The 21628-nt window shown below is 70.6% G+C and carries 25 protein-coding genes and 2 pseudogenes; 19 read left to right on the top strand and 8 right to left on the bottom strand.

The window, feature by feature from the left end; translation table 11 throughout:
- Positions 1 to 74: 74 nt before the first annotated feature.
- The 3 genes from ORI94_RS18915 to ORI94_RS18905 all read right to left on the bottom strand — a co-directional run bounded on the left by ORI94_RS18915 (position 75) and on the right by ORI94_RS18905 (position 2143).
- Entirely contained in the window at positions 75 to 302 is a 228-nt protein-coding gene (locus tag ORI94_RS18915) for a DUF5133 domain-containing protein (protein ID WP_266077070.1), read from the bottom strand.
- 265 nt (positions 303 to 567) lie between these two features.
- Positions 568 to 1191: an NAD(P)-dependent oxidoreductase gene (locus ORI94_RS18910; RefSeq protein ID WP_266077067.1), complete on the bottom strand. Its 624-nt coding sequence runs from the start codon at positions 1189 to 1191 to the stop codon at positions 568 to 570.
- 118 nt (positions 1192 to 1309) lie between these two features.
- Positions 1310 to 2143, bottom strand: coding sequence for an inositol monophosphatase family protein (locus tag ORI94_RS18905; RefSeq protein WP_266077064.1), 834 nt, complete (start codon positions 2141 to 2143; stop codon positions 1310 to 1312).
- Positions 2144 to 2257: 114 nt separating this feature from the next.
- On the opposite strand from ORI94_RS18905, the gene ORI94_RS18900 reads away from it, so the two are divergent.
- Positions 2258 to 3214: a LysR family transcriptional regulator gene (locus ORI94_RS18900; protein ID WP_266077062.1), complete on the top strand. Its 957-nt coding sequence runs from the start codon at positions 2258 to 2260 to the stop codon at positions 3212 to 3214.
- A gap of 65 nt (positions 3215 to 3279) precedes the next feature.
- Positions 3280 to 4347, top strand: a complete 1068-nt coding sequence (locus tag ORI94_RS18895; RefSeq protein WP_266077058.1) for a right-handed parallel beta-helix repeat-containing protein — start codon at positions 3280 to 3282, stop codon at positions 4345 to 4347.
- 183 nt (positions 4348 to 4530) lie between these two features.
- Here the strand turns inward: ORI94_RS18895 and ORI94_RS18890 are convergent, their stop codons facing one another.
- Together ORI94_RS18890 and ORI94_RS18885 are read right to left on the bottom strand one after the other, a co-directional pair.
- Entirely contained in the window at positions 4531 to 4827 is a 297-nt protein-coding gene (locus ORI94_RS18890) for a hypothetical protein (protein WP_266077055.1), read from the bottom strand.
- A gap of 89 nt (positions 4828 to 4916) precedes the next feature.
- Positions 4917 to 5315 (bottom strand): annotated as a pseudogene (locus ORI94_RS18885) (hypothetical protein); the annotation flags it as partial.
- 249 nt (positions 5316 to 5564) lie between these two features.
- On the opposite strand from ORI94_RS18885, the gene ORI94_RS18880 reads away from it, so the two are divergent.
- From ORI94_RS18880 to ORI94_RS18865, 4 genes are all read left to right on the top strand, one after another.
- A complete protein-coding gene (locus ORI94_RS18880) occupies positions 5565 to 6014 on the top strand; it encodes a DUF2267 domain-containing protein (RefSeq protein ID WP_266077052.1) in 450 nt (149 codons plus the stop codon).
- A 273-nt stretch (positions 6015 to 6287) separates the two neighbouring features.
- A complete protein-coding gene (locus ORI94_RS18875) occupies positions 6288 to 6692 on the top strand; it encodes a hypothetical protein (protein ID WP_266077049.1) in 405 nt (134 codons plus the stop codon).
- 184 nt (positions 6693 to 6876) lie between these two features.
- A complete protein-coding gene (locus ORI94_RS18870) occupies positions 6877 to 7086 on the top strand; it encodes a hypothetical protein (protein ID WP_266077047.1) in 210 nt (69 codons plus the stop codon).
- A 105-nt stretch (positions 7087 to 7191) separates the two neighbouring features.
- Positions 7192 to 8076, top strand: a complete 885-nt coding sequence (locus tag ORI94_RS18865; protein WP_266077044.1) for a universal stress protein — start codon at positions 7192 to 7194, stop codon at positions 8074 to 8076.
- Between the two features lie 274 nt (positions 8077 to 8350).
- Here ORI94_RS18865 and ORI94_RS18860 read toward each other — a convergent pair whose 3' ends face one another.
- Together ORI94_RS18860 and ORI94_RS18855 are read right to left on the bottom strand one after the other, a co-directional pair.
- Positions 8351 to 9682 carry a phosphoribosyltransferase family protein gene (locus ORI94_RS18860; RefSeq protein WP_266077039.1) on the bottom strand — a complete coding sequence of 444 codons (1332 nt, stop codon included), beginning with the start codon at positions 9680 to 9682 and terminating at the stop codon, positions 8351 to 8353.
- Positions 9683 to 10399: 717 nt separating this feature from the next.
- On the bottom strand, positions 10400 to 11398 hold the full coding sequence (locus ORI94_RS18855; protein WP_266077036.1) for a polysaccharide deacetylase family protein: 999 nt from the start codon (positions 11396 to 11398) through the stop codon (positions 10400 to 10402).
- Between the two features lie 710 nt (positions 11399 to 12108).
- Between ORI94_RS18855 and ORI94_RS18850 the strand changes: the two genes are divergently transcribed.
- The 11 genes and pseudogenes from ORI94_RS18850 to ORI94_RS18800 all read left to right on the top strand — a co-directional run bounded on the left by ORI94_RS18850 (position 12109) and on the right by ORI94_RS18800 (position 19523).
- A complete protein-coding gene (locus tag ORI94_RS18850) occupies positions 12109 to 13272 on the top strand; it encodes an acyltransferase family protein (RefSeq protein ID WP_266077034.1) in 1164 nt (387 codons plus the stop codon).
- Positions 13273 to 14116: 844 nt separating this feature from the next.
- Positions 14117 to 15004, top strand: a complete 888-nt coding sequence (locus tag ORI94_RS18845; RefSeq protein WP_266077371.1) for an oxygenase MpaB family protein — start codon at positions 14117 to 14119, stop codon at positions 15002 to 15004.
- A 60-nt stretch (positions 15005 to 15064) separates the two neighbouring features.
- Positions 15065 to 15178, top strand: a pseudogene (locus ORI94_RS18840) (aldo/keto reductase); the annotation flags it as partial.
- 84 nt (positions 15179 to 15262) lie between these two features.
- Positions 15263 to 15589 carry a transposase gene (locus ORI94_RS18835; RefSeq protein ID WP_416237856.1) on the top strand — a complete coding sequence of 109 codons (327 nt, stop codon included), beginning with the start codon at positions 15263 to 15265 and terminating at the stop codon, positions 15587 to 15589.
- A 130-nt stretch (positions 15590 to 15719) separates the two neighbouring features.
- Positions 15720 to 16454: a DJ-1/PfpI family protein gene (locus ORI94_RS18830; protein WP_266077031.1), complete on the top strand. Its 735-nt coding sequence runs from the start codon at positions 15720 to 15722 to the stop codon at positions 16452 to 16454.
- Positions 16455 to 16515: 61 nt separating this feature from the next.
- Complete coding sequence (locus ORI94_RS18825) at positions 16516 to 17007, top strand: MarR family winged helix-turn-helix transcriptional regulator (protein WP_266077028.1); 492 nt, start codon at positions 16516 to 16518, stop codon at positions 17005 to 17007.
- A gap of 167 nt (positions 17008 to 17174) precedes the next feature.
- Positions 17175 to 17381, top strand: a complete 207-nt coding sequence (locus ORI94_RS18820) for a hypothetical protein (RefSeq protein ID WP_266077025.1) — start codon at positions 17175 to 17177, stop codon at positions 17379 to 17381.
- Positions 17382 to 17725: 344 nt separating this feature from the next.
- Positions 17726 to 17998 (top strand): hypothetical protein, encoded by a 273-nt coding sequence (locus ORI94_RS18815; protein WP_266077023.1) that lies wholly within the window; start codon positions 17726 to 17728, stop codon positions 17996 to 17998.
- Between the two features lie 67 nt (positions 17999 to 18065).
- Entirely contained in the window at positions 18066 to 18425 is a 360-nt protein-coding gene (locus ORI94_RS18810; RefSeq protein WP_416237855.1) for a PIN domain-containing protein, read from the top strand.
- Between the two features lie 371 nt (positions 18426 to 18796).
- The gene (locus ORI94_RS18805; protein WP_266077018.1) at positions 18797 to 19066 is read left to right on the top strand and encodes a type II toxin-antitoxin system Phd/YefM family antitoxin; all 270 of its coding nucleotides are present in this window, start codon (positions 18797 to 18799) and stop codon (positions 19064 to 19066) included.
- Positions 19056 to 19523 (top strand): type II toxin-antitoxin system VapC family toxin, encoded by a 468-nt coding sequence (locus ORI94_RS18800; RefSeq protein ID WP_266077015.1) that lies wholly within the window; start codon positions 19056 to 19058, stop codon positions 19521 to 19523. Before ORI94_RS18805 ends, ORI94_RS18800 begins: the two co-directional genes overlap by 11 nt.
- 286 nt (positions 19524 to 19809) lie before the next feature.
- Here the strand turns inward: ORI94_RS18800 and ORI94_RS18795 are convergent, their stop codons facing one another.
- A complete protein-coding gene (locus ORI94_RS18795; RefSeq protein ID WP_189885039.1) occupies positions 19810 to 19986 on the bottom strand; it encodes an HGGxSTG domain-containing protein in 177 nt (58 codons plus the stop codon).
- Positions 19987 to 20314: 328 nt separating this feature from the next.
- On the opposite strand from ORI94_RS18795, the gene ORI94_RS18790 reads away from it, so the two are divergent.
- Complete coding sequence (locus ORI94_RS18790) at positions 20315 to 20917, top strand: hypothetical protein (protein ID WP_266077007.1); 603 nt, start codon at positions 20315 to 20317, stop codon at positions 20915 to 20917.
- Positions 20918 to 21152: 235 nt separating this feature from the next.
- A complete protein-coding gene (locus ORI94_RS18785; RefSeq protein WP_266077005.1) occupies positions 21153 to 21482 on the top strand; it encodes a hypothetical protein in 330 nt (109 codons plus the stop codon).
- Positions 21483 to 21628 lie beyond the last annotated feature (146 nt).

Raw genomic sequence — 21628 nt, 5'->3', positions numbered from 1 at the left:
TCGGCCGGAGATCCGGGGCCGAGGTGACTCCCGGCACCAGGGCTGCCGGCCCGGCGGGTGCGGAACGGGAGCAGTCAGCCGGCCACGAGGGCGTCGTCGGCGGTACGGACCTCGGACAGCCTACGGCGCGCGGCGACGAGGGCGGAGCCGATGTCACGGGTACCGGTGGACACGCACAGGGTGTAGGCGACGTCCTCCATGCGCCGGCGTGCTTCCTCGCCGCCGTTCTCGGCGTGCACCACGTGCAGCGTCTCGTACTGCTCGATCAGGTTCTCCAGCACGGCCGGGTGTGCCATGAGCATCGGAAGCTTCCCTTCTACCGTCACCCTCATGGGTCATACGCGGAGCCGTTTGCCCCGGACTCCGGCCGCTATTCCCCATGCTCCGGGCGAACGGCCGAAGCGCGGGAGACCGGCGGGGGGCGGGCAGCCGGCGGACGGGACCCGGAGCAGGTCGCCCGCCTTCGGGTCGAACGCGCGGCAGGGTCTTCGCCCGCGTCCAGCACCGTCTCCTCGGCGCTGACACCGGGCAGCGGGCGGCAGTCCAGCAGTCCAGCGGCTCAGCAGGTCAGTGGCTTTCGAACAGGGCGATGGTGTCCGCGTCGGCGAAATGCGGCGTCTCTGCTTCCGCGACCATGAGGGCGGCGATTCCCGCGCGCGGTGCCATGGGCGGGATCATCCGGGGCTTGAAGCCCTCGGCGCGGATCAGGCGCCCGTCGCCCCGGTAGGGCTTGGTGGTCAGCGGCCCGGCGTGGACGGTGGTTCCGCCCGCGTCGCGCACGACGCGGCCGGCGACGCCCTTGGCGTCCCACTCGTGGCGCAGGACGCGCCTGAGGAGAGCTCCGTTGAAGGCGCCGAGCGCTCCTGCGGTGGCGCCCATGCCCAGGGAGGTGAGCCAGATGACGCGGGGCGCGGCCGAAACGACCTGACGGGCGCCCTCGACGAGAATCGCCGGGTCCTGCTTCCTGGTGACGCCCAGGCCGCTCACGACGACGTCAGCGCCCTCGACGGCGGCGGCGACACTACCGGGATCGGTCACGTCCGCCCGGACCACACGCAGGTTTCCGCAGGTGGGCGCCTCGACCTGTTCCGGTCGGCGGGCCAGGGCGGTGACGCCGTGTCCGCGCTCCAAGGCGCGTGCGATCAGCAGGCGTCCGGTCTGTCCGGTGGCACCGAGTACGGCGATTTCCACGATGATCTCCAGTCGGGGCAGCAGGGGAGAGGGAGAGGGCGGGAACAGGAGAGGGTGCGCGGCAGAGCACCCGGCAGCCCGGGTCGGCTCGGGGCGGACCCGGAGTGGGCGGTGCGGGTCAGCCCAGGCCGGACAGGACGTCGACGGCCTGGGCGTGCAGACCGGGAGCGGAGGCCAGGAAGTCACCGCCGGCCAGGTTCCACGGTTCCCCCCGGGTGCCGGTGACCGTGCCGCCGGCCTCGGAGACCAGCAGCGCGCCGGGCAGGAGGCCCGAGCGCACGTCGGAGAACTGCCAGAAGGCGTCCATGCGGCCGGACGCGACGTGCACGAGCTGCATCGTGGCCGGCACCGAGACCCGCACGACCAACGCGTTGGTCAGCATGGCGGTCACCGAGGCGCCCATACGGCGGAGGGCCGCCTCGTCCTCACCGGGCTTGGCCTGGCCGGTGCCCACCAGAGCCGCCCGCAGGTCGGTCTTGGCGGAGGAGCGCAGCGGCTCACCGTTGAGGAGAGCCCCCCTGCCCCGGAGAGCGGTGTAGGTGTCGCCGGTCAGCGGCAGGTGGACCACGGTCAGCACCGGGGCGTTGTCGCACACCAGCGTGGCCGTCACCGCCCAGTCGCCCATGCCGTGGATGTGGTTGATGTTGCCCTCGGCCGTGTCCACCACCCACCACTCGCCCTCGGGCAGCGGGCCACCGGCCAGTTCGTCCTCCACCCACCGGGATCCGGGGCGTGCCTCGAGCAGCGGCTGCTCGAGGACCGCCAGGACCGCCTCGTCATTGGCGTGGATGGCGCGGACGATCTCATCGAGGTTGCCGGGGCGCGCGCCCGTGTCGTAGCGCTCCCGCAGATGTTCTCCGGCCGTCTTCACAGCTGTCACGGCGCGCTCCAGGACCGCTTCGAGCCCGTCGGTCCCGGTGGAGACGGTACGGGGGTCGGAGAAGGCGTTCATGATCGCTCCTGACGCGAGAGGGGGAATGCGCCGCCTTTCGGCCGCTCGCCTTCGACGTTAGGGCCGGGCATGATTAACATCAAATGCAATCTAATTACGACTGGATTTACCCTCATGCAACTGGACTTGAATCTGCTCACCGCGCTCGACGCCCTGCTGGAAGAAGGCAGCGTCACGGACGCCGCCGCCCGTCTCCACGTCTCGGCCCCCGCGATGAGCCGCACCCTGGGCCGCATCCGCCGGGCCACCGGGGACCAGATCCTTGTGCGCACGGGCCGGACCATGACCCCCACCCCCCGTGCCCTCGCTTTGCGCGCGACCGTGCACGACCTGGTCCAGCAGGCCCAGTCGGTCCTCTCCCCCCACACGGAAGTCGACCTCGCGACCCTGGAGCGGACCTTCGTCCTGAAATGGCACGACGCGCTGGCCGCGGCAGCCGGCCCCGCCCTGCTCCACTCCCTGCGCACCGAGGCCCCGGGGGTGCGTCTGCGCTTCCTGGCCGAACCCGGTACCGACACCCACGACCCGCGACGAGGGGACGTCGACCTCGAAGCCGGATCCGGCGAACCCTCCTCGCCCGAGATCCGCCACGAGGTCGTGGGCCACGACCGGCTCGTCCTCGCCCTGCGCCCCGCCCACCCCCTGTGCCGTGGCCCGCTCACCCTCGAGGACTACGTGGCCACCGAACACGTCACCGTCTCCCGCCGGGGAAGGCTGCGCGACCCCGTCGACGACGCGTTGGAGGCCCAGGGCGCGAGCCGACGGGTGGTGGCCGCCACCCCCACCAACGCCACAGCCCTGCAGTTCGTCCGCCACCACGACCTCGTCGCGGCGGTCCCCCGGCTCGTCAGCCGCCCTCTCCTGGACGACCTCGGCCTCCGCACCCGGCCCCTGCCGCTGACCATGCCCCCCATCCCCATCCGCCTCGCCTGGCACCGGCGCTACGACAACGACCCCGCCCACGCCTGGCTGCGCGAGCGGGCCCGCACCGCTCTGCGCCACGCGTGCGGACCCGCCGGCGATGCCGCCGGATGGCCGGCCGCGGAGCCGGGGAACACACCCGATCGGTGACCTGGTGTATCCATATGGTCGCCAAGAGTGGCGGCGCCGCGGGGGTGGCCCATACCGTCGAGTTCATGAGGAAATACCAGGTCACAGGCCTCAGCTGCGCCATCGCGCCCCTCGTCGTCGGCATGGGCGCCCTCGCTCCGGCCGCCTCCGCCCGCAGTGGCTCCGAGCAAGTGGTCAGTCCGGGGCAGTCCATCCAGAAGGCCGTTGACGCGGCCGCACCCGGAGCCACCATCGTCCTGACGCGGGGCACCTACCGCGGAAGCGTCACGATCACCAAGCCGCTGACCCTCCGGGGCGCGGAGGGGCAGACCGTGATCGTGCCCGGAGAGGACGAGGAGGAGCGGAGCGCGTGCGCGGAGGCGGGGAACGGCATCTGCGTCACCGGCACGGACGCACAACCCGTCACCGGGGTGCGGGTCCGGTCGCTGACCGTCGAAGGGTTCAAGAAGAACGGCGTCCTGGCCACGCGCACCGACCAACTGGAGGTCCACCGGGTGACCGCCCGGGACAACGGCCAGTGGGGCATCGCGCAGGACCGCTCCACCCGCGCCTCGTTCCGCCACAACACCGCGAGCGGCAACGGCGACGCCGGGCTGTACACCGCCAACGTGTTCGAGGCGGACGCGGAGAGCGAGACCCTCGACACCCGTGGCACGGTGATCAGCGGCAACCGCCTGACGGGCAACCGGATCGGCATGACCACCCGTCGGCTCAGGAACCTCACCGTCGAGCACAACGCCGTCACCGGGAACTGCGCGGGTGTCTTCGTCGTGCTGCCGCGCACGGTGGGGGACCTGACCGTCCGCCGCAACGCGGTCTACGAGAACAACACCTCCTGCCCCGCCACCGCGCGCCTGCCCCACCTCCAGGGGATCGGCATCGTCCTCGTCGGTACGAAGGAGGTGCTGGTGGCGCAGAACGCGGTCCACGACAACGTGGGTGACTCGCCGTATTCCGGCGGGATCGTCGTGTTCGGCAGCATGGACGGCATCCCCAACGACCGGAACGTCGTCCGTGACAACCTCGTGCTGGGCAACCACCCGGCGGACCTGGCCACTCGCGACGACAAGGGGAAGGACAACAAGTTCATCGACAACATCTGCCAGACCTCCGAACCGGCCGGCGCCTGCTGACCGGCCGGCCCGCCGGCGGCCACCGTGCCCCGAACGGGGCCCCTCACCCCACCGGGACGTCCACCGTGACGTCCACCGGGACGCCCTCGGTGCCGGAGCGCCGAGGGCGCCTCCGGCGCCGAGGACGTCCCGGCCTGCGGTGCTTCCCGCGCTCCCGGCCGGAAACGGCCGGAGCCCCGGTGCTCAGAACCATCCGCCCCTCCGCGCGGGCTGTGGAACGGCAGTGCCGCCGCCGGCTCGCACGGCTTCCACCACCGCCTGGTGCAGTTGCCTGCTGTCCTGCTCGGAGCGGCACGGCACCGGGCTGCCGGCGAGGGCGAACCACTGCGCGGTGTCCGTGTACCGCACCGAGACATCGGCCTGCCCGCCGTCCCAGGTGGTGCGTACGGTCAGATCGCCGGTCATGATCCCGGTCCCGTCCGTACGGACGCCTCCCCGCCCGGTGAACACGCCTTTCGTCGTCCATGTCGCTCCGGCCATGACGTCGTCCTCCTGTTCCTGATCGTAGGCGAGGGCCTCCGGCAGCGCCCTTCCGGCGGGCGTCGCGGCACCGCGCCACCCCGGCGGCATCAGCCGAGGAGCCGTCGCACCCGGATCGTGTCGGTACTTCTCGTCCTGCCCCCGGCAGCCGCAGCCGCAGCCGGGCGACCGCGGCGCCCGGGCCGCCCGGGCCGCTCGGCCGTGCGATGCCGGCCCCGTCGGTGCCGCGCCCGCCCGGAGTGCGGCGCGGTGTGCCGGCAGCCCGGCACCGCAGGTGTCCCGGTCGGCCCGCGGCCCTTCTCGGGCACGGCTGGCCACCGGCTCTCCCGAGTCGTGTGCGGCCGCGCGGCATCGTGTGCCGAGCGGGCCCCGGTTGCGCAGCCGGGGCCGGGGCGGACCTCGCTTTCGTGGCCGTCGTCGCAGCGCGGAGGGCAGGGCGACTCCCCGTTTCGGCCCGGCACCTCCACCACGGTGGCACGGTGCTCCGGACCTCCGGCTGCCGACCGGTACCGTCCGCCCTAGCATGGAGCCCATGGGGCGGGGAGAGGAAAGTCACCGCGTGCGAGCCTCTACCGCGCAGGAGGACGGACGGCGCCGGACAAGCGCGCCCGCACACTCGCCACTTCTTTCCGATTGAGCCGACTGCTCTTCATGGCGGCCCCTGCCCGCGGGCAGGCGTGCCCTCCCGGGCAGCGAAAGGCAGCCACGGAGAAGCAGGAGGCAGAAGGGGAAGACCCATGCCCTCCACACACCCGTCCGATTCCGCGCACGCCCTCCACACCGCCGGAATCCGGCGGAGAGCGACGTCGAAAGCTCTGAGGGCCGACGACCGCCACCTCGCCCACCGGGTGCTGCGCATGCTCCGCGACCGGCTCACCGTCGATGCGGCCGCCCAATCCGCCGCCCGGCTCCCCGATCTGGTGCAGGGTCCCTGCCGCGACGGCCGGGGTCCCTGCCGCGACGGCCGGGGTCCCGGCGTCGTACCGCTCGAGTACGACCGCGAGGGCCACATCGACCGCTTCGTCCAGGGAGCCGAGGTCACGGCCGAGGAAGCCCTCCGGATCGCTCCGGCGGTCGGCGTCGTCGTACGCGAGCACGGCGAGCACGTCTCCCCCGGACAGCTGGAGGCGGCGCTCAACGAACTCCCGCACGACACCCGTGCGCTCCTCCTCCAGCCGACTGCCTGACCGGCTCCACGGACCCGGGCACATGACCGCACGGCGTCGACCGCCCGATCACCCCGGCGTCACTTCCCGGCACCGGGCAGGGGCGCCGGCCCCGTACCGCCTCCGCGGCCGGCGCGGAGGCGACGCCCCGGGGGACGCGGGCCGGGACCGACGTTCACGCCGGGCGCGGAGGCGAGGGACGTCTTCACGCTCGCGCTCTGCGCACGCTCCGGCGACGCGCGGTTCCCACTCGCCGACCTCCGACGGAACACCTCTCGCATACGGAAGCGCGACATGACCGGTATCTACGCACTGATCCGTCCCGACGGCGGACTGGAGTTCCGCGACGGCGTCCCGGAGCAGGTACGCAGGGACGCCGACCCGCACCACGGGGCCTCGGCCGCCTTCACCATCCAGCTCCCCGGCCGGGGCGGTAACGGCCTGCACGGACACGTCGCCGACACCTCCGCCCTGGACAGCGACGCACATCCGCCGAACCGCGTCGCCGGTCCGCTCGTGGCCGCCCTCGGCGGCCCGGACCAGTACCTCTTCGGCAACCTGACCATCTGCGGCAGCCGAACCACCCCCGACACCGGAGAAACAACCCTGTGCGGCCTCACCGAAGCACAGCGGCGACTCATCCGTGACGTCCACGGTCTGTCTCCGAGGAAACCCCAAGCGCCCGACAGGTCCGGCTGACGCCGCCTCCACGGCCGGATGCCCGGCTTCCACCCGCGGCACACCCGACGCCTGCACCCGCGCGAGGAGGTCCGGTGGGAGCACGGGCGCACGGCCCACCCGGACATGGCGGCCGGTCCACCACGGCCTGATCGCTCCGCCGAGTGACGGCCCGGCCCGTCACCGCCTCGAAAGGAAGCACGACATGACGCAGAACCACTCCCCCCGACCCGGTGCCGCCCTCGGGCCGGAAGCCCGGCTGAGCCGGCTGGAAGCACAGGTCGCGACCCTGGCCGAGGCCGTCCGGGCGCTCGCCCGGGGTCTGGAGAGCCTCCCGTCGGAGGACACTCCGCCCGAGGAAGCAGCACGCGGCGCACGACTCGCCCACGAACTCCTGCTCTCCGAGGGCATGTAGACGCACGGGGGCGCCGGAGACGACGGAGCCGAACGCAGGTGCCGGCACCGGACCCCGGCCGGCACCGGGAACGCACCGGCCGAAGAAGACACCGGGAGTCGTGCGATGACACATGCACAAGAACGCGAACCGATCGTGGTCGGCATCGACCCCGATCCCGGCAGGCGCACGGCACTCGCCTGGGCCGCCGACGAGGCGGACCGACGCCGTCTGCCCCTCCTGCTGGTCCTCGCGCAGAACCTACCGGTCCCCGGGGACCGGCCGACGGGCGGACGACCGTCCTGGGAGGAGTGGAACGAAGCGCTGCATGAGACAGGGGACCGCGCCCTGTCGGAGGCGGTGACGTTCGTCAGGTCCCGGCATCCGCAGGCGGAGGTCGCCGGGCTGCTGGCGGAGGGGCACCCGGCGTGGGTGCTGCGCGAGCAGGCGCAACACGCCACGGAGGTCGTGCTCGGGTCCTGGCATCTGAGTGCTCTCCAGGAACTGCTGACCTCTGCCGCCGTCGCCCTGCCGCTCATCGCCCACGCGCCCTGCCCCGTGGTGGTCGTACCGGACTCGGAGCACGTCGCCCAGCAGCCGCCGTACTTCGTGGTCGGGGTCGACGGCAGCTCCCACTCCGCCGCCGCCGTCGACTTCGCGTTCGAGGAGGCCGCCCTACGTGGCGCGGTCGTGCGGGCCCTGTACGTGTGGCACGCCCCGCTGCTCGGAGTCCTGGACGAGGAAGCGGCCCTCCAGGAATGCCGGCGGCTGCTGTCGGAGACAGTGGCCGGGCGTACCGCCGCCCACCCGGAGGTGGACCTGCGTCAGGAGGTCGTGCGGGGGCACCCGGTACAGGTTCTCGCCAAGGCGTCCGAACGCGCGCTCGGGCTGGTCGTGGGCACACGCGGGCACGGCGGCTTCACCGGCATGCTGCTCGGCTCCGTCAGCCAGGGCGTACTCCACCACGCCCGCTGCCCGGTCATCACCGTCCCGTCCACGCACCACCGGTAGGCCGCGCGGCCCCGCCCGGTCCACCGGAAGGAGAAGCTCCCCACGCCGGAACGCGAAACGGCAGCCGGGTCCCGGTACCGGCGCAGGGGAGCGCGCACCGGATGTCACCGGTCGACGCACCGGGGCACCGCGCGCCGTCATGGTGACGAGGCGCTCGCCCGTCATCAGAACGCCAGAGCGGCAGAACGCCAGACCGGCAGAACGCCAGACCGGCGGAGCGGCAGTGCCGCTGAGCCCGAGTCCCCGCCCGGGGACCGGGGCGTGCGTGCAGGATTCAGCGCGCCGCATGCGGGACCGGGGCCATGTGGTCGGTGAACCAGTCACGGGCCAGATCGGTGACCTTCTCCAGGGCACCGGGTTCCTCGAAGAGGTGGGTCGCGCCCGGGACGACCTCGAGCCGGCTCTCGCAGCGCAGCCGGGCCCGTGCGTCGCGGTTGAGGTCGAGCACCGACCCGTCGTGGCCCCCGACGATCAGCAGCGTGGGTGCGTTCACCGCCGGCAGCCGTGCCCCGGCCAGGTCGGGCCTGCCACCCCTGGAGACGACTGCGGCGATCCGCGCGCCGGGCTCGGCGGCCGCCCACAAAGCGGCGGCCGCGCCGGTGCTCGCACCGAAGTAGCCGACAGCCAGCCCCTGGGTCTTTGGCCGACCGCGCAACCAGCCGGTGGCGTCCGCCAGCCGTCGGGCCAGCAGGCCTGTGTCGAACACGTTGGACCTGTCCTCCGCCTCCTCCTCGGTGAGCAGGTCGAACAGGAGAGTGCCGAGCCCGGCCCGGTTCAGCCCGAGCGCGACGAACCGGTTGCGCGGGCTGCGCCTGCTGCTGCCGCTGCCGTGCGCGAACAGCACCACCCCGGCCGCGCCCTCGGGCAACGTCAACTGCCCGCGCAGCACCGTCGCACCGGCCTGCACGTCCACCTCCGGGTCCTCCGGCACCGCGTGACGCGGCTCAGTCCGGCGGGTGCTCGGCGGACGGGCCACGGTTTCTTCTTCCAGACAGGCGACGACCTCGTCGTCGTCGGTCTGGGAGAAGTCGGAGTAGAACTGCCCGATCGCATAGAAGTCCCACGGGGTGTGCGGGCATACCAGTTCGTCGGCGTCACCGCCGAGCCGTGAGGCCCAGTCGTGCGGTGCCACAGGGACGGCGAGCACGATCCGTGCCGCTCCCCTGGCACGGGCGATCCGGCAGGCCGCACGCGCCGTCGACCCCGTGGCCACCCCGTCGTCGACCACCACCACCGTGCGGCCCTCCGTGCCCACCGGTTTCCGCCCTCCCCGGTAGCGCCGGGCTCGGTTCTCCAGCACTTCCCGCTCACGGGCCTCGACCCGGGCCAGCTCGTCCGGGGCGACCCGCGCGGTGCGCACCACGTCATCGTTGATCACCCGCACACCGCCCTCGCCGATCGCTCCCATCCCCAGCTCCGGCTGGAACGGCACCCCCAGCTTGCGCACCAGGCAGACATCGAGTGGCGCGCCGAGCGCCTCCGCGACCTCCGCTGCGACCGGAACCCCTCCACGGGGCAGCCCCAGCACCACCACCTCGGTCCCCTTCAGATGCTCCAGCCGGGCGGCCAGCTGCCGGCCGGCGTCACGACGATCCCTGAAGAACACGACCCGACCTCCTCGTCCCGTGGGAACACGGTGGGCGACACGCGCCCCATACCTCCATCCTCACTCGCGCAGCGAACACCCGCGCATCACCACGCGACCCGCTCCGGCCCGGCCGTCGACGGCGACCGAAGGGGTGTTCCCCCCGCCGGCCCGCCGTGGACTCCGCCGGCGCCCGCCGCACCTCGTTCTTCGCATCCCCCGGAGCCGGATCGCGGAGATGGGGCGGCTGCCGGGCCGGGACCGCGACCGGACGGGCCCCGCGGAAGGCGGACCGCGTCGGCGGCCCCGCAGGGGGCCGGGCCACGGGCCAGCCGTGCTCCAGGGAGTGGCGGGGCCCGGATCTGCGCCGGGGCAGTGCGTGCGGCACGAGGTGATCGTGAAGCGCTCACCACCGTGGCGGCGACAAGGGCCGCTGCGGGGTGTCCGCACGCGGGCCCAGTCGCCCCGCAGGCGCCGCGGTGCCCGTCCTCGGCCGTCGGAAAGGCGTTGCGGGAACCGGTGCCGTGCCACCCGCGGTCAGCACCGTCTCCGTGCCGCGGTGACGAGCCGCCCTCGGACGAGCCGCGGTGACGAGCCGCCCCCGTGGACGAGACGGGCCCTGGACGGGACAGGTCATGGGGGAGTGCCGGCGGGGCACGGTTTTGCAGGCCGGGTGGCGCGGCGGCACCTGGCCGCCGCGCCACAGGAACGGTGTTTCCCCGGGGCGTTCCCGGGGGGTCAGTTCGCGCTGCAGGAGACCGTCGGCCAGGTCCGGTTGCCGTTGTGCTGGATGGTGACGCCCCAGTTGTTGCCGTTGCCGTTGGGCCGGGCGGTCAGTACCTGGGAGCTGGGGTAGGTGGCGCTGACGTTCCAGGTGGAGAGGACTTTCGCGGGGGAGGGGACGTTCATCGTCGCGGTCCAGTCGCTGGAGCCGGTGACCGAGACGTCGAGGTTGTACCGGTCGCTCCACTGCTGGCCCGCGGACAGGGTCACGCTGCACCCGCCACCGCCACCGCCACCGCCACCGCCGCCACCTCCGGAGCCACCGCCGTCGGGTGCCACGGCGCGGCCGGTCTGCGGCGAGATCATTCCGGCGCACAGGCCACGGCTGGCCAGCCCCTGCGCGATCCGCGGAATCGCGGCGAGCGAGTTGGCGGACCAGTCGTGCATGAGCATGATCTGGCCGTTGGTGAGCCGGGCGGCGGCCTGCACGATCGCGTCGGTACTGGCGCCGTTCCAGTCCTGCGAGTCGACGTCCCAGATGATCTCGGTCAGACCGTACCTGGCCGCTACCGACTTCACCGTCGAGTTGGTCTCGCCGTACGGCGGACGGAACAGTTTCGGGGTGCCGCCGCCCGCGTTCGCGATGGCCTGCTGGGTCCGGGAGATCTCCGAGTCGATCTGAGCCTGGCTCTGCTGAGTCAGGTGCGGGTGGGTGTAGCTGTGGTTGCCGACCCACATGCCGGCATCGACCTGGGCCCGGACCTGCGCCGGGTTGGCTGCGGCGTACTGGCCCTGGTTGAACATCGTGGCCCGCAGTCCGTTCTGCCTGAGCGCGTTGAGCAGGTTCGGCGTACTGCCGGACGGTCCGTCGTCGAAGGTGAGCCCGACGTATCCGCTGCAGGCCGCGGCCTGGGCCGGGGCGGCGTTGGCGGTGAGGGTGCTCGCGGCGGCCAGCGCGACGACGGCCAGCCGCGTGACCAGGGAGCGTATCGAGAGATGCGGTCCGGTTCTCATACGGAGTGGTTCTCCTCCGGCATCGTGGGTTCGGGGGTCGGTTCGCGCTGCGGGAGACCGTTGACCAGGTCCGGTCGCCGTGCGGGTGACGGCGACCGCTCGTGCGTTGCGCGACGCGGCCGGACCTGGCCGGTCGGGAAAGTGTTCGGCGACCGGAGGGCCGGGGCACGGTGGCGATCCGGCTCGGCAGTGAGGGAGCGCTGTCGATGGCGAACAGTTTTGATGTGGACCCGTCAACTGTCAATAGTTTCGGCACTGATCCCAAAACATTCGCTCACGATGGACGCTGCACGGGTGCGCGTTTCGCCTGGACCGGCTCGTGCATGTCGACCTGTTCGAAATCGATCACTCGGATCCATCGGGTCCTGGACCAAGATGGGAGATCAAAACTACGAATGTTTCGAAGTTCTTTACGATCTGTGATGCGAGATGTGGGTCGGGGTCGGGCGTGATCATCGGCGGGCGGCCCCCGCGGAACCGAGGATGCGGGCGGGGCGGGCAGTGCCGCGGGGCGGGCAGTGCGGCGAGGAGCACGCCGGCGAGAGGTGCGTCAGGGCCCCTGATGTGCAGGTGGAGTTCACCGTATGGATCCGAGCCGGCAACCGAGCCCTCCACGGAGATCGGCACGGTGTGCCCAGCCCCGTCAAGCCGAGCACCGGTACGGCGGCCGATATCCGCTGCCGAGCCGCTGCCAGGAGCCCGCCGTCACGATGGACAAGCCACTCCCGAGACGTGCCGCCACGGTCTCCACCGACCGCACCGGCGGGGCGGAGCGGACCAGGAATCCGTGGTGGGACAACACCCGGTTCCTCTCCGCCCTGCTGATCGTGATTCTGCACACCGGCGGCAGCATCCTGGCGCGAGAAGACGTACTGCACTCCTTCCACATCGCCACCTGGGCCTTCCGGGTGCCCGCCTTCGTCATGTTGGCCGGCGTGTTCAGCAACGCGGGTCCGCTCGGCCCCCGTTCCCTGCGCACCCTGCTGCAGAGCATCGTGCTGCCCGCCCTCGTGTTCAGCCTGCTCTACTCGCTGGAGAAGTACTGGCTGGGCAACGAGTTCATCGTGCACGTCGCCCAACTCCCGTGGACCCTGTGGTTCCTGATGTCCCTCTTCTTCTGGAGGCTGCTCCTGCCGCTGGTGGTCCAGCTGCGTCACCCCCTGCTCGTCACCACGGGCGTCGCCCTCGCCGTGGGGTACGTCGAGGAGTTCGGGCTGGCCTTCTCGGCGAGCCGCACGCTCGTCTACCTTCCGCTGTTCTACCTCGGCTGGCGGATCGGCCAGGGCTCCCTGAACACCTGGTTCACCAGCCGCTGGAGCCTGTTCGTGGCGGTCGCCGGGATCCTTGCCTCCTGCACCGTGGGAGGGCTGTGGCACAGGGACATCAAGGGCAACTGGCTTTCCATGCGCCATCCTTACTCCGTCGCCGACCCGCTGAGCCTGGAATGGGCCTGGGTCATCCGGCTGCTGGTGCTGGCCGCGGCCGCGGCGCTGGTGCTCTGTCTGCTGCGGCTGATGCCCCGGCGGCGGCTGCCGCTGATCACCACGTTGGGCGCCGGCGGGTTCACGATCTACCTCCTGCACCCGCTGGTCATCTTGCCGTTCCGGGAACTGGGCTGGATATCACGGGTGAACACCCCGGTCGAGATCGTCGGTCTGGTGCTGTGCGCGGTTCTGCTGACGATGGTGCTCGGGTCCCCGCCGGTGCGTCGCCTGGTCCGTCCGCTGACCCGGCCGTCCACCGGCTGGCTGTTCGCCCCCGTCACCCCCGTCGCCCCCGCCACCCTCACCGCCTCTGACGCCCCCGGTCCGCAGCAGCCGGAGCGGGTTCCTGCCCACGTACCCCCCGTACCGGAACCCGCGCGCACTCCGTAGTCCTCCGCGGCGGGCTCCTCGTCACTCCTCGCACGTGGCCCCCTGCCGGCGATCCCTGCCGCGGCACCCGGCACGGCACCTACGGCACCCACCGCTGGACGACCGAGCGAACCTTCGCCCGCCTGCACGGCTCTTGGCGCCTGCGAATCCGCCGGGAACGACGAGCCGCCCTCCACGCGAGGCCCGCCTCGAGCTCGCCTGCTGACCGGCCCCACACCGCCAGGCGCTGTCCATCACCCGACCCGCACCCGTCTCACTCGGACGTCAGAAGGCGGGGTCCGACAGACCGGCCGCATGCACCGCGACGGCCTGGCGTCCGCACGCGGCCGGGACCAGAGCGCCTCTGCGCGCGCCGCCCAGGCCGAGCCGCGGGCGGACGCCGGCTCCAAGCCGTCCGGACACCACGCCGCCTCCGCCCCTCGGCTTCGGGCGAACCGGCCCCACAGGCACCAGACCATGCCGGACACGGGCGCCACCCCCCGCCCCGGGCCGACCGGGGCCACCGACCGGCTCTACGCCGCAGGAACCGATCCCGTCTCCTTGGCGGCGATCAGTGGCGATCAGCGGCGATCAGCGGCACACGGCACCGGTTCACCTGCTCCCTCCCGGAAGGCCTCACCCGTTGCGTCACCTGCAGGGGCTGACCAGCGACCTCATCACGCCGGCCCTTTGTCCCCCGACTTGTCCTCCGACACCGAACCCGGAGCGGTTCGCCTGGCACAGGGCCTGCGGACCCTGCCCACCGTGCTGAACGCCTTCCCCAGCGTGGCTGCTCCGACTGACCGTCCGTCTCCTCCTGCTCGACGTAGAGTTGGAGTCCCGGCGGCAGAAGGGGGACGGCGTGGTGAAGCGCTTCGAACGTCTGGAACAGATCCGGGGGATGGACCCGTGCAAGGACGCCTCGGAGATCTACCGGCTCGCGTCGGCGTACGAGTTTCCGTGGGACTTCGCCCGGTCCCTTGAGCTCGCCCTGTACCGAACGTACGCCGTGCCCAGCATCGGCCGACTGCTCGCCCAGACCGCCGAGTTCACCGACCGGACCCAGAAGCGGTACGACGATACGGCCCTGCTCCTGGACGCCGTCGTCGAGCACGGATTCGACAGTGAACAGGGCCGCACGGCGATCCGCCGCATCAACCAGATGCACCGCAGCTATGACATCAGCAACGACGACATGCGGTACGTGCTCTGCACGTTCGTCGTGATGCCCAAACGGTGGATCGACGCCTACGGCTGGCGCAGGCTGTCGCGCCACGAAACCGTGGCCGGCGCCGTCCACTACCGCACACTGGGCCTGCGCATGGGCATCAAGGACATCCCCGGGACCTACGAAGAGTTCGAGCACTGTCTCGACACCTATGAGGCAGCCCATTTCGCCTGGGACGAGGACGCGCGGCGGGTCTCCGACGCCACGCTCGCCCTGATGGCCTCCTGGTATCCGCGCCCGCTGCGCCCCCTGCTGCGCACCGCGACGCTCGCACTGCTCGACGAACCGCTGCTGCGGGCCTTTCGCTACACCCCGCCGAGCGCCGCCACGCGCGCGTTCGTCCGCCGCGCGGCACGGCTGCGCGGGCGTGCTGTCCGTCTGATGCCGCCACGGCGCGCCCCGCACCACGCGCGGCAGAACTGGGAGATCAAGGGCTACCCGAACGGCTACCGGCTGGACGAACTCGGCACCCGCCCGGTCCGCGGCTGCCCCGTCCCGCCCGGGGAGCGGCCTGTCGCCGACTGAGCCCGCTCACCACCAGGGCCGGCCTGCCGACGGGCGACGGGCGACGGGTGACGACGGACGACGGGCGACGGCCCAAGCGATGCGGGCTCCTCCCGTTCACGTCCGATCACCGCAAGCGAGGACACCCTGCGCCGGCTCGGCACCGACGACGCCGACCTGTTCCAGCTGCACGCCTCCGAGCGATGTGCCGAGCCCCATGGACCGGCTGCTCAGAAAGAGGCGCCCCGGTCGGGCATGACCCCCCTCGCCCTGAAGCCGATGCTGTCCCATTTCCACATGGGACACGAACTCCACGCGGCCGACTCCAAACCCGTGCGCCTCCATGCAGACAAGGCGTACGACGTCCCTCAGCTGCGGCGATGGTTATGGGGTAAGCGCATCGGTGTCCGTATCGCTCGCAAGGGCATCGACTCCAGCGAGCGGTTCGGCCGACGCCGGCGGGTCATCGAACGCACCGTGTCCTGGCTGACCGGCTACCGACGGCTCAACCACCGCTACGAACGCAATCCCCGCAACTACCTGGCCTTTCTTGGACTGGCAGCCGCTCTCTGCTGCTACAAGCGGTTCCTCAAGCTGACCGTGTAGGACACGGTCCTACCCGGCCGGCGGGTTGCCTCTGGCCGGGCCCTACCGCGTTGACGTCGGACGACGGCATGGTTACAGTCTGGGTTTAAGTCAGGCTACAAGTTAGCCTGCAACCAATGAAAGGTTTGCCATGTCTGCCGAGACGTCGCCCCTCTTCGACCTCTCCCGTACCCAAATTCGCCCCCTGCAGGTCGGCATCCTGGTGGCACCGGGGTTCGCGCCGTGCGACATCATCGGGTTCCAGACCATCTTCGGGTTCACCCCGGGAGTGACCATTCACCTGCTGTGGAAGGACCGTGAGGAAGTCATCGGCATTCCCACCTTCCCCACGCGTGCCACCACGACGTTCGACGAGTGCCCGGCTGATCTGGACGTCCTCTACGCCGGTGCGGTGCCGCCAGAAATCTTCGAGGACGCCGAAACCCTCGACTTCCTCGCGGACCGCGGTTCACGGGCCGGGTGGATCGCCGGGTCGTGCGTCGGCTCGCTGCTGCTGGGCGCGGCCGGTCTGCTCGTCGGCTACCGTGCCACCACGAACTTCCACGTACATCATCTGCTGCCGTACTTCGGCGCGATCCCTGCCACCGGCAACGTCATCGAGGACCGCAACCGGATCACCGCCGGACCGGTCACAGGGTCCAACGAGATCGGCCTGCGGCTCATCCAGCACTTCTACGGCGACGACCTGGCCCGACAGCAGGAACTGGCCATGGAGTACGCACCGACTCCACTGTTCAACGTCGGGACTCCGGAACTGGCCGGCCCGGAACTGACCGCGCGGGCATTTGCCGCATCGGCCGCGATGAGCGAATCGTTCGAAGCTCTGGGCCGACGCGCCGCCGAACGACTTAACGTGACCGTCTAGCTCCTCGGCCGCGCCTCCCTCGGGGGCCCGGGCCGGCGAACACACGAATGGAGAAAACGTCATGACAGAAGGAACCGAGGCTGCAAGCCCGGATGCGGCCTCGGTGCCTGCCGGAGGCGAGACGATCACGATGCTCGTCATCGCGGGGCGCCGACTGCGGGAGCGCATCGACAGCTCGCTGACACCCATCGGGATGACCATGCGCCATGTCAGCGCGCTCGGGCACCTCAAACGCCAAAACGACCTGTCCTACAGCGACCTCGCCCGCCGAGCAGGCGTCACAGCGCAAAGCATGCGAGCCACGGTCGCCCACCTACAGCAGCTCGGCACGATCAGCGCCACCACGCCCGGCCAAGGCCAGCGGGCACGTCTGGAACTGACCAGCACCGGACACGACCTGTTGCAGCGCGCCCACCGAATCATCGCCGAGACCGAAGCCAGGACACTCGGCAGCCTCGACGACAACACGCGTCAGGTACTTCGCCACGCCCTGCCCGTCGTTATCGCGCAGACTGCCGATACGCCTCCCCCCGGCACGCGGCCCGGACGATGACGCGTCACACGCACCGTCCGGGGGCCGCACGCGCGGCTCGGCCCGGAGCCAGGACAAAGCTGCCCCCGGGAACAGCCCCACGCGGGGCTGGTGGGCGCAGGGTGCGGCTCCGGACGGCCGCTCCGTAGCATCCCCAAAGGGGCATGAGGCCTACTTCCTTACCGCGCATGGCGCGGCTCACCTCCACGGCTCTCTCCGTGGTGCTCCTCGTCGGTGCCACCGTCCGCCCGTCCGCCCGTCCGCCCGTCCGCATCCGGGTCGACGGTGCACGCCGCAACCGGCTCAACGCCGACAGCGCCGTTCGGCACGTGCTCATCCCCGCGGTCGACACGTTCACGTTCGGGCAGACCCTGGCGGAGCTGTCGACCACCTGACCCTTCTCGGCCTCGCCGCCGCCATCTGCTGCTACAAACGGATTGTCCGCCTCACCATGTAGGACACGGTCTTGGGAGTTTTCCCTGAGCCAGGCTGTGACCTGCAGAGACGTAGGCCGCAGAGTGTCCGGCCAGGGAAATTACCCTCCGTAGTTCTCACGTGTTCGCGGGGTTTCCTGGCCACATGTGTGCCGAATCTGTTCTGGCCGGTTCACGAGCTGAGGGTGAGGTCCTGGATCCGGACGGATGCCGGCACCGGTGACAAAGCTGGGAGCGGGTGGGCAGGAATCCGTAGCCTGAGACCACCGGCAGCACACGGTTCTGATCAAGCGGAGGGGATGCCGATGGCCACAGCTCCTGGCGGTGTGCCTCACCCACCGCCCTCGTCGTCGCACCCACTGCGGACCATCCGTGACATCCGTGAGTCCCTGCCGGAGGATCAGCGGCGGCATTTCGATGCGGAGCTCGCCGACACGGAGATCGAGGCACTGCCCGAGATGCTTCACCGTTGGGTGGCATTGAGCAACGACGGCTTCGAGGAGTTCCTGCTCTCCCGGCCGTTCGAGGGTCTGGAGTTCGGCGCGCGATCCTACGACGAGCAGACGGACGCCGAGTGATCTACCTGTTCGACACCAACGTTGTCGCCGACCTCACGACCCGGGCCGCGCCCGATCCGCGCGCCTCCTGGCCTGGTTCCGGTCCACGGCCCGGCCCAACCGCTTCCTGAGTGTGATCACTGTGGCTGAGATCGAGGCCGGCGTGGCCGCTGCCCCGGATCCCGTACGACAGGCGCGCTACGCCCGAGCTCTCGCTGCGGTACGGCATGAATACCGCGACCGCATCGCGCCGATCGGCGAATCGGAAGCGGCTGCCTACCTGATCATCCACAAGGCGCTCAAGGCTGCAGGCGCCGGCATCGACCCACCGGACGCACTGATCGCCGCCACCGCTCTGGCCAACGGGCGGACGGTCGCCACACGCAACATCAAACACATGGCCCGAACCGGGGCTCCGGTCGTCAATCCGTGGGAGCGGAAACTGTAGTTGAGGGGCACCTCACATGCACGTGGTGCGAGACCGGAGGCCCTGCCGCCCACCCGGGCGGCAGGGCCTCCGACCTACTTTTTCTCTGTGTCCCCGGCAGGATTCGAACCTGCGACACCCGCTTTAGAGTTCGATCCAGGCGCGGTCTGACTGCTGTCGTCGACTGGCGCGACGGCCGGTGGGAGTCGCTGGCGTGTGTCCCCGTCCGACGTCGTTGATGTCCGCTGTGGATGTCGGACGCCTTCTCATCCGTAGCTCCAACCGGATCGATCAGCGAAGGCCGTACCCGGCCGCTACGGCCGGAGGTTCGTCGGCGCGAGCCTTCGGCCGTCATGTGTCACCTGGTAGCACCCGGTGCTACCTTGGTTGGTATGAGCGTTCAGCCCGAAATCACCCAACGGGATCTACGCAGCCGGTCCCGAGAGATCATGGATGCCATACAGGGCGGCCAGTCGTTCACCGTCACCCGCGACGGACATCCGATCGGCCAGCTCGTCCCTCTTCGTCGACGGCGTCGGTTCGTCTCCCGCCAGGAGTTCGCCGCGATGTCCAGGACCGCCCCCGGCACCGACCTCGACAGGTTCCGCGCTGATCAGGACGCCACGGCCGACACCTATCCGGACGACCCCTATGACCGCTGACCGCTCGACGCATCAGCAGGGCCTCCTCGACACCAACATCATGATCCTGCGCCGCTGGGTGGCCCCCGAGGAGCTACCGGACGAAATGGCGATCACCGCCATCACCCTGGCCGAGTTGTCCGCCGGTCCGCACGAGGTCCGTCGCAACGACGAACAGAGCAGTTACGACGAACACGCCGAACGCGCCCGCAGGCTCGACGTCCTGCAACGCGCCGAGAACGAGTTCGACCCCATCCCCTTCGGTTCCGAAGCGGCCCGCATCTACGGCCGTATCTGTGCCGCAGTGATCAGCGCCGGCCGCAAGCCACGCCGCCGGATGGCCGACCTGATGATCGCTGCCATCGCCGTGGCTGAGGACCTTCCCCTCTTCACCACCAACCCCGACGACTTCAAGGGGCTGGACGACCTCCTCACCGTCGTGCCGGTCACCCGCCCGAGGGTGCCCCACGAAGGCTGACGGCAGGGCACTGGTGCAGTGGGAGCACGCCGGACTTCATGGTCCGCGCGTGGCGCGGATGTGATCACGCAGCAGGGCCGGTTCGAGGGATCAAGCCCTTCGAACCGGCCCTGCCTCGTGTGCCCCCGGCAGGATTCGAACCTGCGACACCCGTTTTAGGAGTTCGGTCTGACCGCCCGTCCCCCCGTGCTGCGCGGGGCGGCCGTGGCCGTGTCAGACCGCACGGCGCCGCCGCTGTCCGCTGTCGTCGATGTCAGCCATGGATGTCACCTCACACCGGCCGGGGTCACTTGCGCCGCTTGCGTGTCTTCGCCTTGCGTTCGGCTTCCTTGCGCTTCTCGATGGTGTACGACGACCACTCGCCACGGTGCAGGTTGCATCGCGACGCACCGACCATCGCCAGCCGTCGGCACCGAGTGCCCTTCTCCGTGAGCGCTCCACACCTGGACTGCGTACGAGCCACGTCTCCCACCCCCGGTCTCGACCGTCGTGCGGACCAGTGCAGGATTGCCGGACACATGTCCTCTGTGGAAGGCGCACTGCTCCGCGCAGCGGTGCACGGCGGCCCAAGGAGGTTGCTCGGGGGCGCACGCTTTCCAACTGTGGTGGTGCCTCGCAGTGTCGCGTACAGGGCCGTTCACCTGCGTTCACGAGCGGCCCGCTCGTGGGTTGCAGCCGACTCGTGGTCTCGCCTGAACGGCCGTGAATGGGGCTGAATGACACGGAAGCTGAGACGGAGCCCGCACATAGCCCGGGTGACGGTTGGATGCGGTCGGCGCTAGCGTGCGGCGGTGATCAGCAATGAGGGAGCACGCCTGGGTGCGGAGGCCGCACATCACCTGGCACAGACGGGCCTCTATGAGTTTGAGGCGGGGCTGACGGAGGCCGAGTTCACGCGCATCGAGCGCGAGTACGGATTCGAGTTCGCGGACGATCACCGGGCATTCCTTGCGGCCGGGCTCCCGATCAACGTCCCTCCCGAGGACGGGCAGACCTGGTCCAGGCCCTGGCCGGAGTGGCGCGGCGGCGATTTGGACAGCTTGCGTCGACAGCTCGACTGGCCGGTCGAGGGTGTTCTGCTCGACGTTGAGCACAACGCGTCCTGGTACGAGGGTTGGGGTGAGCGTCCAGCCGATGGAACGGCGGCACTGGATACGGCGCGGCGTCATCTGGCGGAGGTGCCGGTGATGGTGCCCGTGTATGCCCACCGATACCTGCCCGCCGGCCGGGGAAGCTTCGGGCATCCGGTGCTCTCGATGTGGCAGACCGACGTCATCTATTACGGCCTGGACCTGGCCGACTACATGCACCAGGAGTTCGACGAGGCGCGGGGCGAGGTCGACGACAGTTGGAACCCGCGAGCGACGGCCCTCTTCTGGCGGGACCTTCTCTGACTCTTCGAGGAGCCCGGGCAGGCGGCGGACGCTCTCAGCTTGGGAAGCTGAGGTGAGCTACGGGCGATTGTCCGGCTGACCTGGGCGGGAGCGCTGCCAGCGTCCGATTGCGTGTCGGACCGGTACCCGGTGTTCCCCGTGGTTCCCCGCACGATCTGGCACGGGTCTGGCACGTCTGCCTTCTACGGACGGCAGAGCCGGAGTCGCTAGCATCCTCCATATCAAGGGGGGAGTCATGGCACTGGGACGTAAGGGCGCACGGCGCATCGTCGTGGATGGCACGGCCTACCGCTGGCGGTTGCGACGCCGGCCGACCTACTTTCAGGGCCTGGCCTGGTCACCGTGCACGTACGCGGTCGAGCACGCGGACACCCCGGGGACGACGCTAGTGGTCACCACCAGTCAGGCGCACCCGAGCAATTGGATCGGGCGCGAGGCTGAAGCGGTACTGCCGTCCGCCGTTGCCCGAGCCATCGAACGAGCCCTGCGCGAGGGCTGGATTCCAACGGCTTCAGGATCCCCCTTCCACCTCAACCTGCCCGCCGACTTCACGCCCTGGCCCTAAGCGGAAGGTGAGCACCGCTTTAGAGGTCGTCTCATTTGGAGTGCTGGGTATTCTGCACCGTGTGGTGATGGTCGAGCGCATGGTGCCAGACGATTTGTGGGAGTTGTTCCAGCGGGTGGTCCCACCTGCTCCAACACGGCCGCAGG

Origin of the sequence: Streptomyces sp. NEAU-W12 (assembly GCF_026242095.1) — a bacterium.
GTDB lineage: Bacteria > Actinomycetota > Actinomycetes > Streptomycetales > Streptomycetaceae > Streptomyces.
The sequence above is the reverse complement of the archived record's forward strand: the minus strand, read 5'-3'. Positions and strand labels throughout refer to the sequence as shown.

Coding starts and splice junctions, on each gene's coding strand:
- ORI94_RS18915 (WP_266077070.1), bottom strand. CDS start 302: ATGCTCATGGCACACCCGGCCGTGCTGGAGAACCTGATCGAGCAGTAC.
- ORI94_RS18905 (WP_266077064.1), bottom strand. CDS start 2,143: ATGAACGCCTTCTCCGACCCCCGTACCGTCTCCACCGGGACCGACGGG.
- ORI94_RS18900 (WP_266077062.1), top strand. CDS start 2,258: ATGCAACTGGACTTGAATCTGCTCACCGCGCTCGACGCCCTGCTGGAA.
- ORI94_RS18895 (WP_266077058.1), top strand. CDS start 3,280: ATGAGGAAATACCAGGTCACAGGCCTCAGCTGCGCCATCGCGCCCCTC.
- ORI94_RS18890 (WP_266077055.1), bottom strand. CDS start 4,827: ATGGCCGGAGCGACATGGACGACGAAAGGCGTGTTCACCGGGCGGGGA.
- ORI94_RS18880 (WP_266077052.1), top strand. CDS start 5,565: ATGCCCTCCACACACCCGTCCGATTCCGCGCACGCCCTCCACACCGCC.
- ORI94_RS18875 (WP_266077049.1), top strand. CDS start 6,288: ATGACCGGTATCTACGCACTGATCCGTCCCGACGGCGGACTGGAGTTC.
- ORI94_RS18870 (WP_266077047.1), top strand. CDS start 6,877: ATGACGCAGAACCACTCCCCCCGACCCGGTGCCGCCCTCGGGCCGGAA.
- ORI94_RS18865 (WP_266077044.1), top strand. CDS start 7,192: ATGACACATGCACAAGAACGCGAACCGATCGTGGTCGGCATCGACCCC.
- ORI94_RS18855 (WP_266077036.1), bottom strand. CDS start 11,398: ATGAGAACCGGACCGCATCTCTCGATACGCTCCCTGGTCACGCGGCTG.
- ORI94_RS18850 (WP_266077034.1), top strand. CDS start 12,109: ATGGACAAGCCACTCCCGAGACGTGCCGCCACGGTCTCCACCGACCGC.
- ORI94_RS18835 (WP_416237856.1), top strand. CDS start 15,263: ATGCTGTCCCATTTCCACATGGGACACGAACTCCACGCGGCCGACTCC.
- ORI94_RS18830 (WP_266077031.1), top strand. CDS start 15,720: ATGTCTGCCGAGACGTCGCCCCTCTTCGACCTCTCCCGTACCCAAATT.
- ORI94_RS18825 (WP_266077028.1), top strand. CDS start 16,516: ATGACAGAAGGAACCGAGGCTGCAAGCCCGGATGCGGCCTCGGTGCCT.
- ORI94_RS18820 (WP_266077025.1), top strand. CDS start 17,175: ATGGCGCGGCTCACCTCCACGGCTCTCTCCGTGGTGCTCCTCGTCGGT.
- ORI94_RS18815 (WP_266077023.1), top strand. CDS start 17,726: ATGGCCACAGCTCCTGGCGGTGTGCCTCACCCACCGCCCTCGTCGTCG.
- ORI94_RS18805 (WP_266077018.1), top strand. CDS start 18,797: ATGAGCGTTCAGCCCGAAATCACCCAACGGGATCTACGCAGCCGGTCC.
- ORI94_RS18800 (WP_266077015.1), top strand. CDS start 19,056: ATGACCGCTGACCGCTCGACGCATCAGCAGGGCCTCCTCGACACCAAC.
- ORI94_RS18785 (WP_266077005.1), top strand. CDS start 21,153: ATGGCACTGGGACGTAAGGGCGCACGGCGCATCGTCGTGGATGGCACG.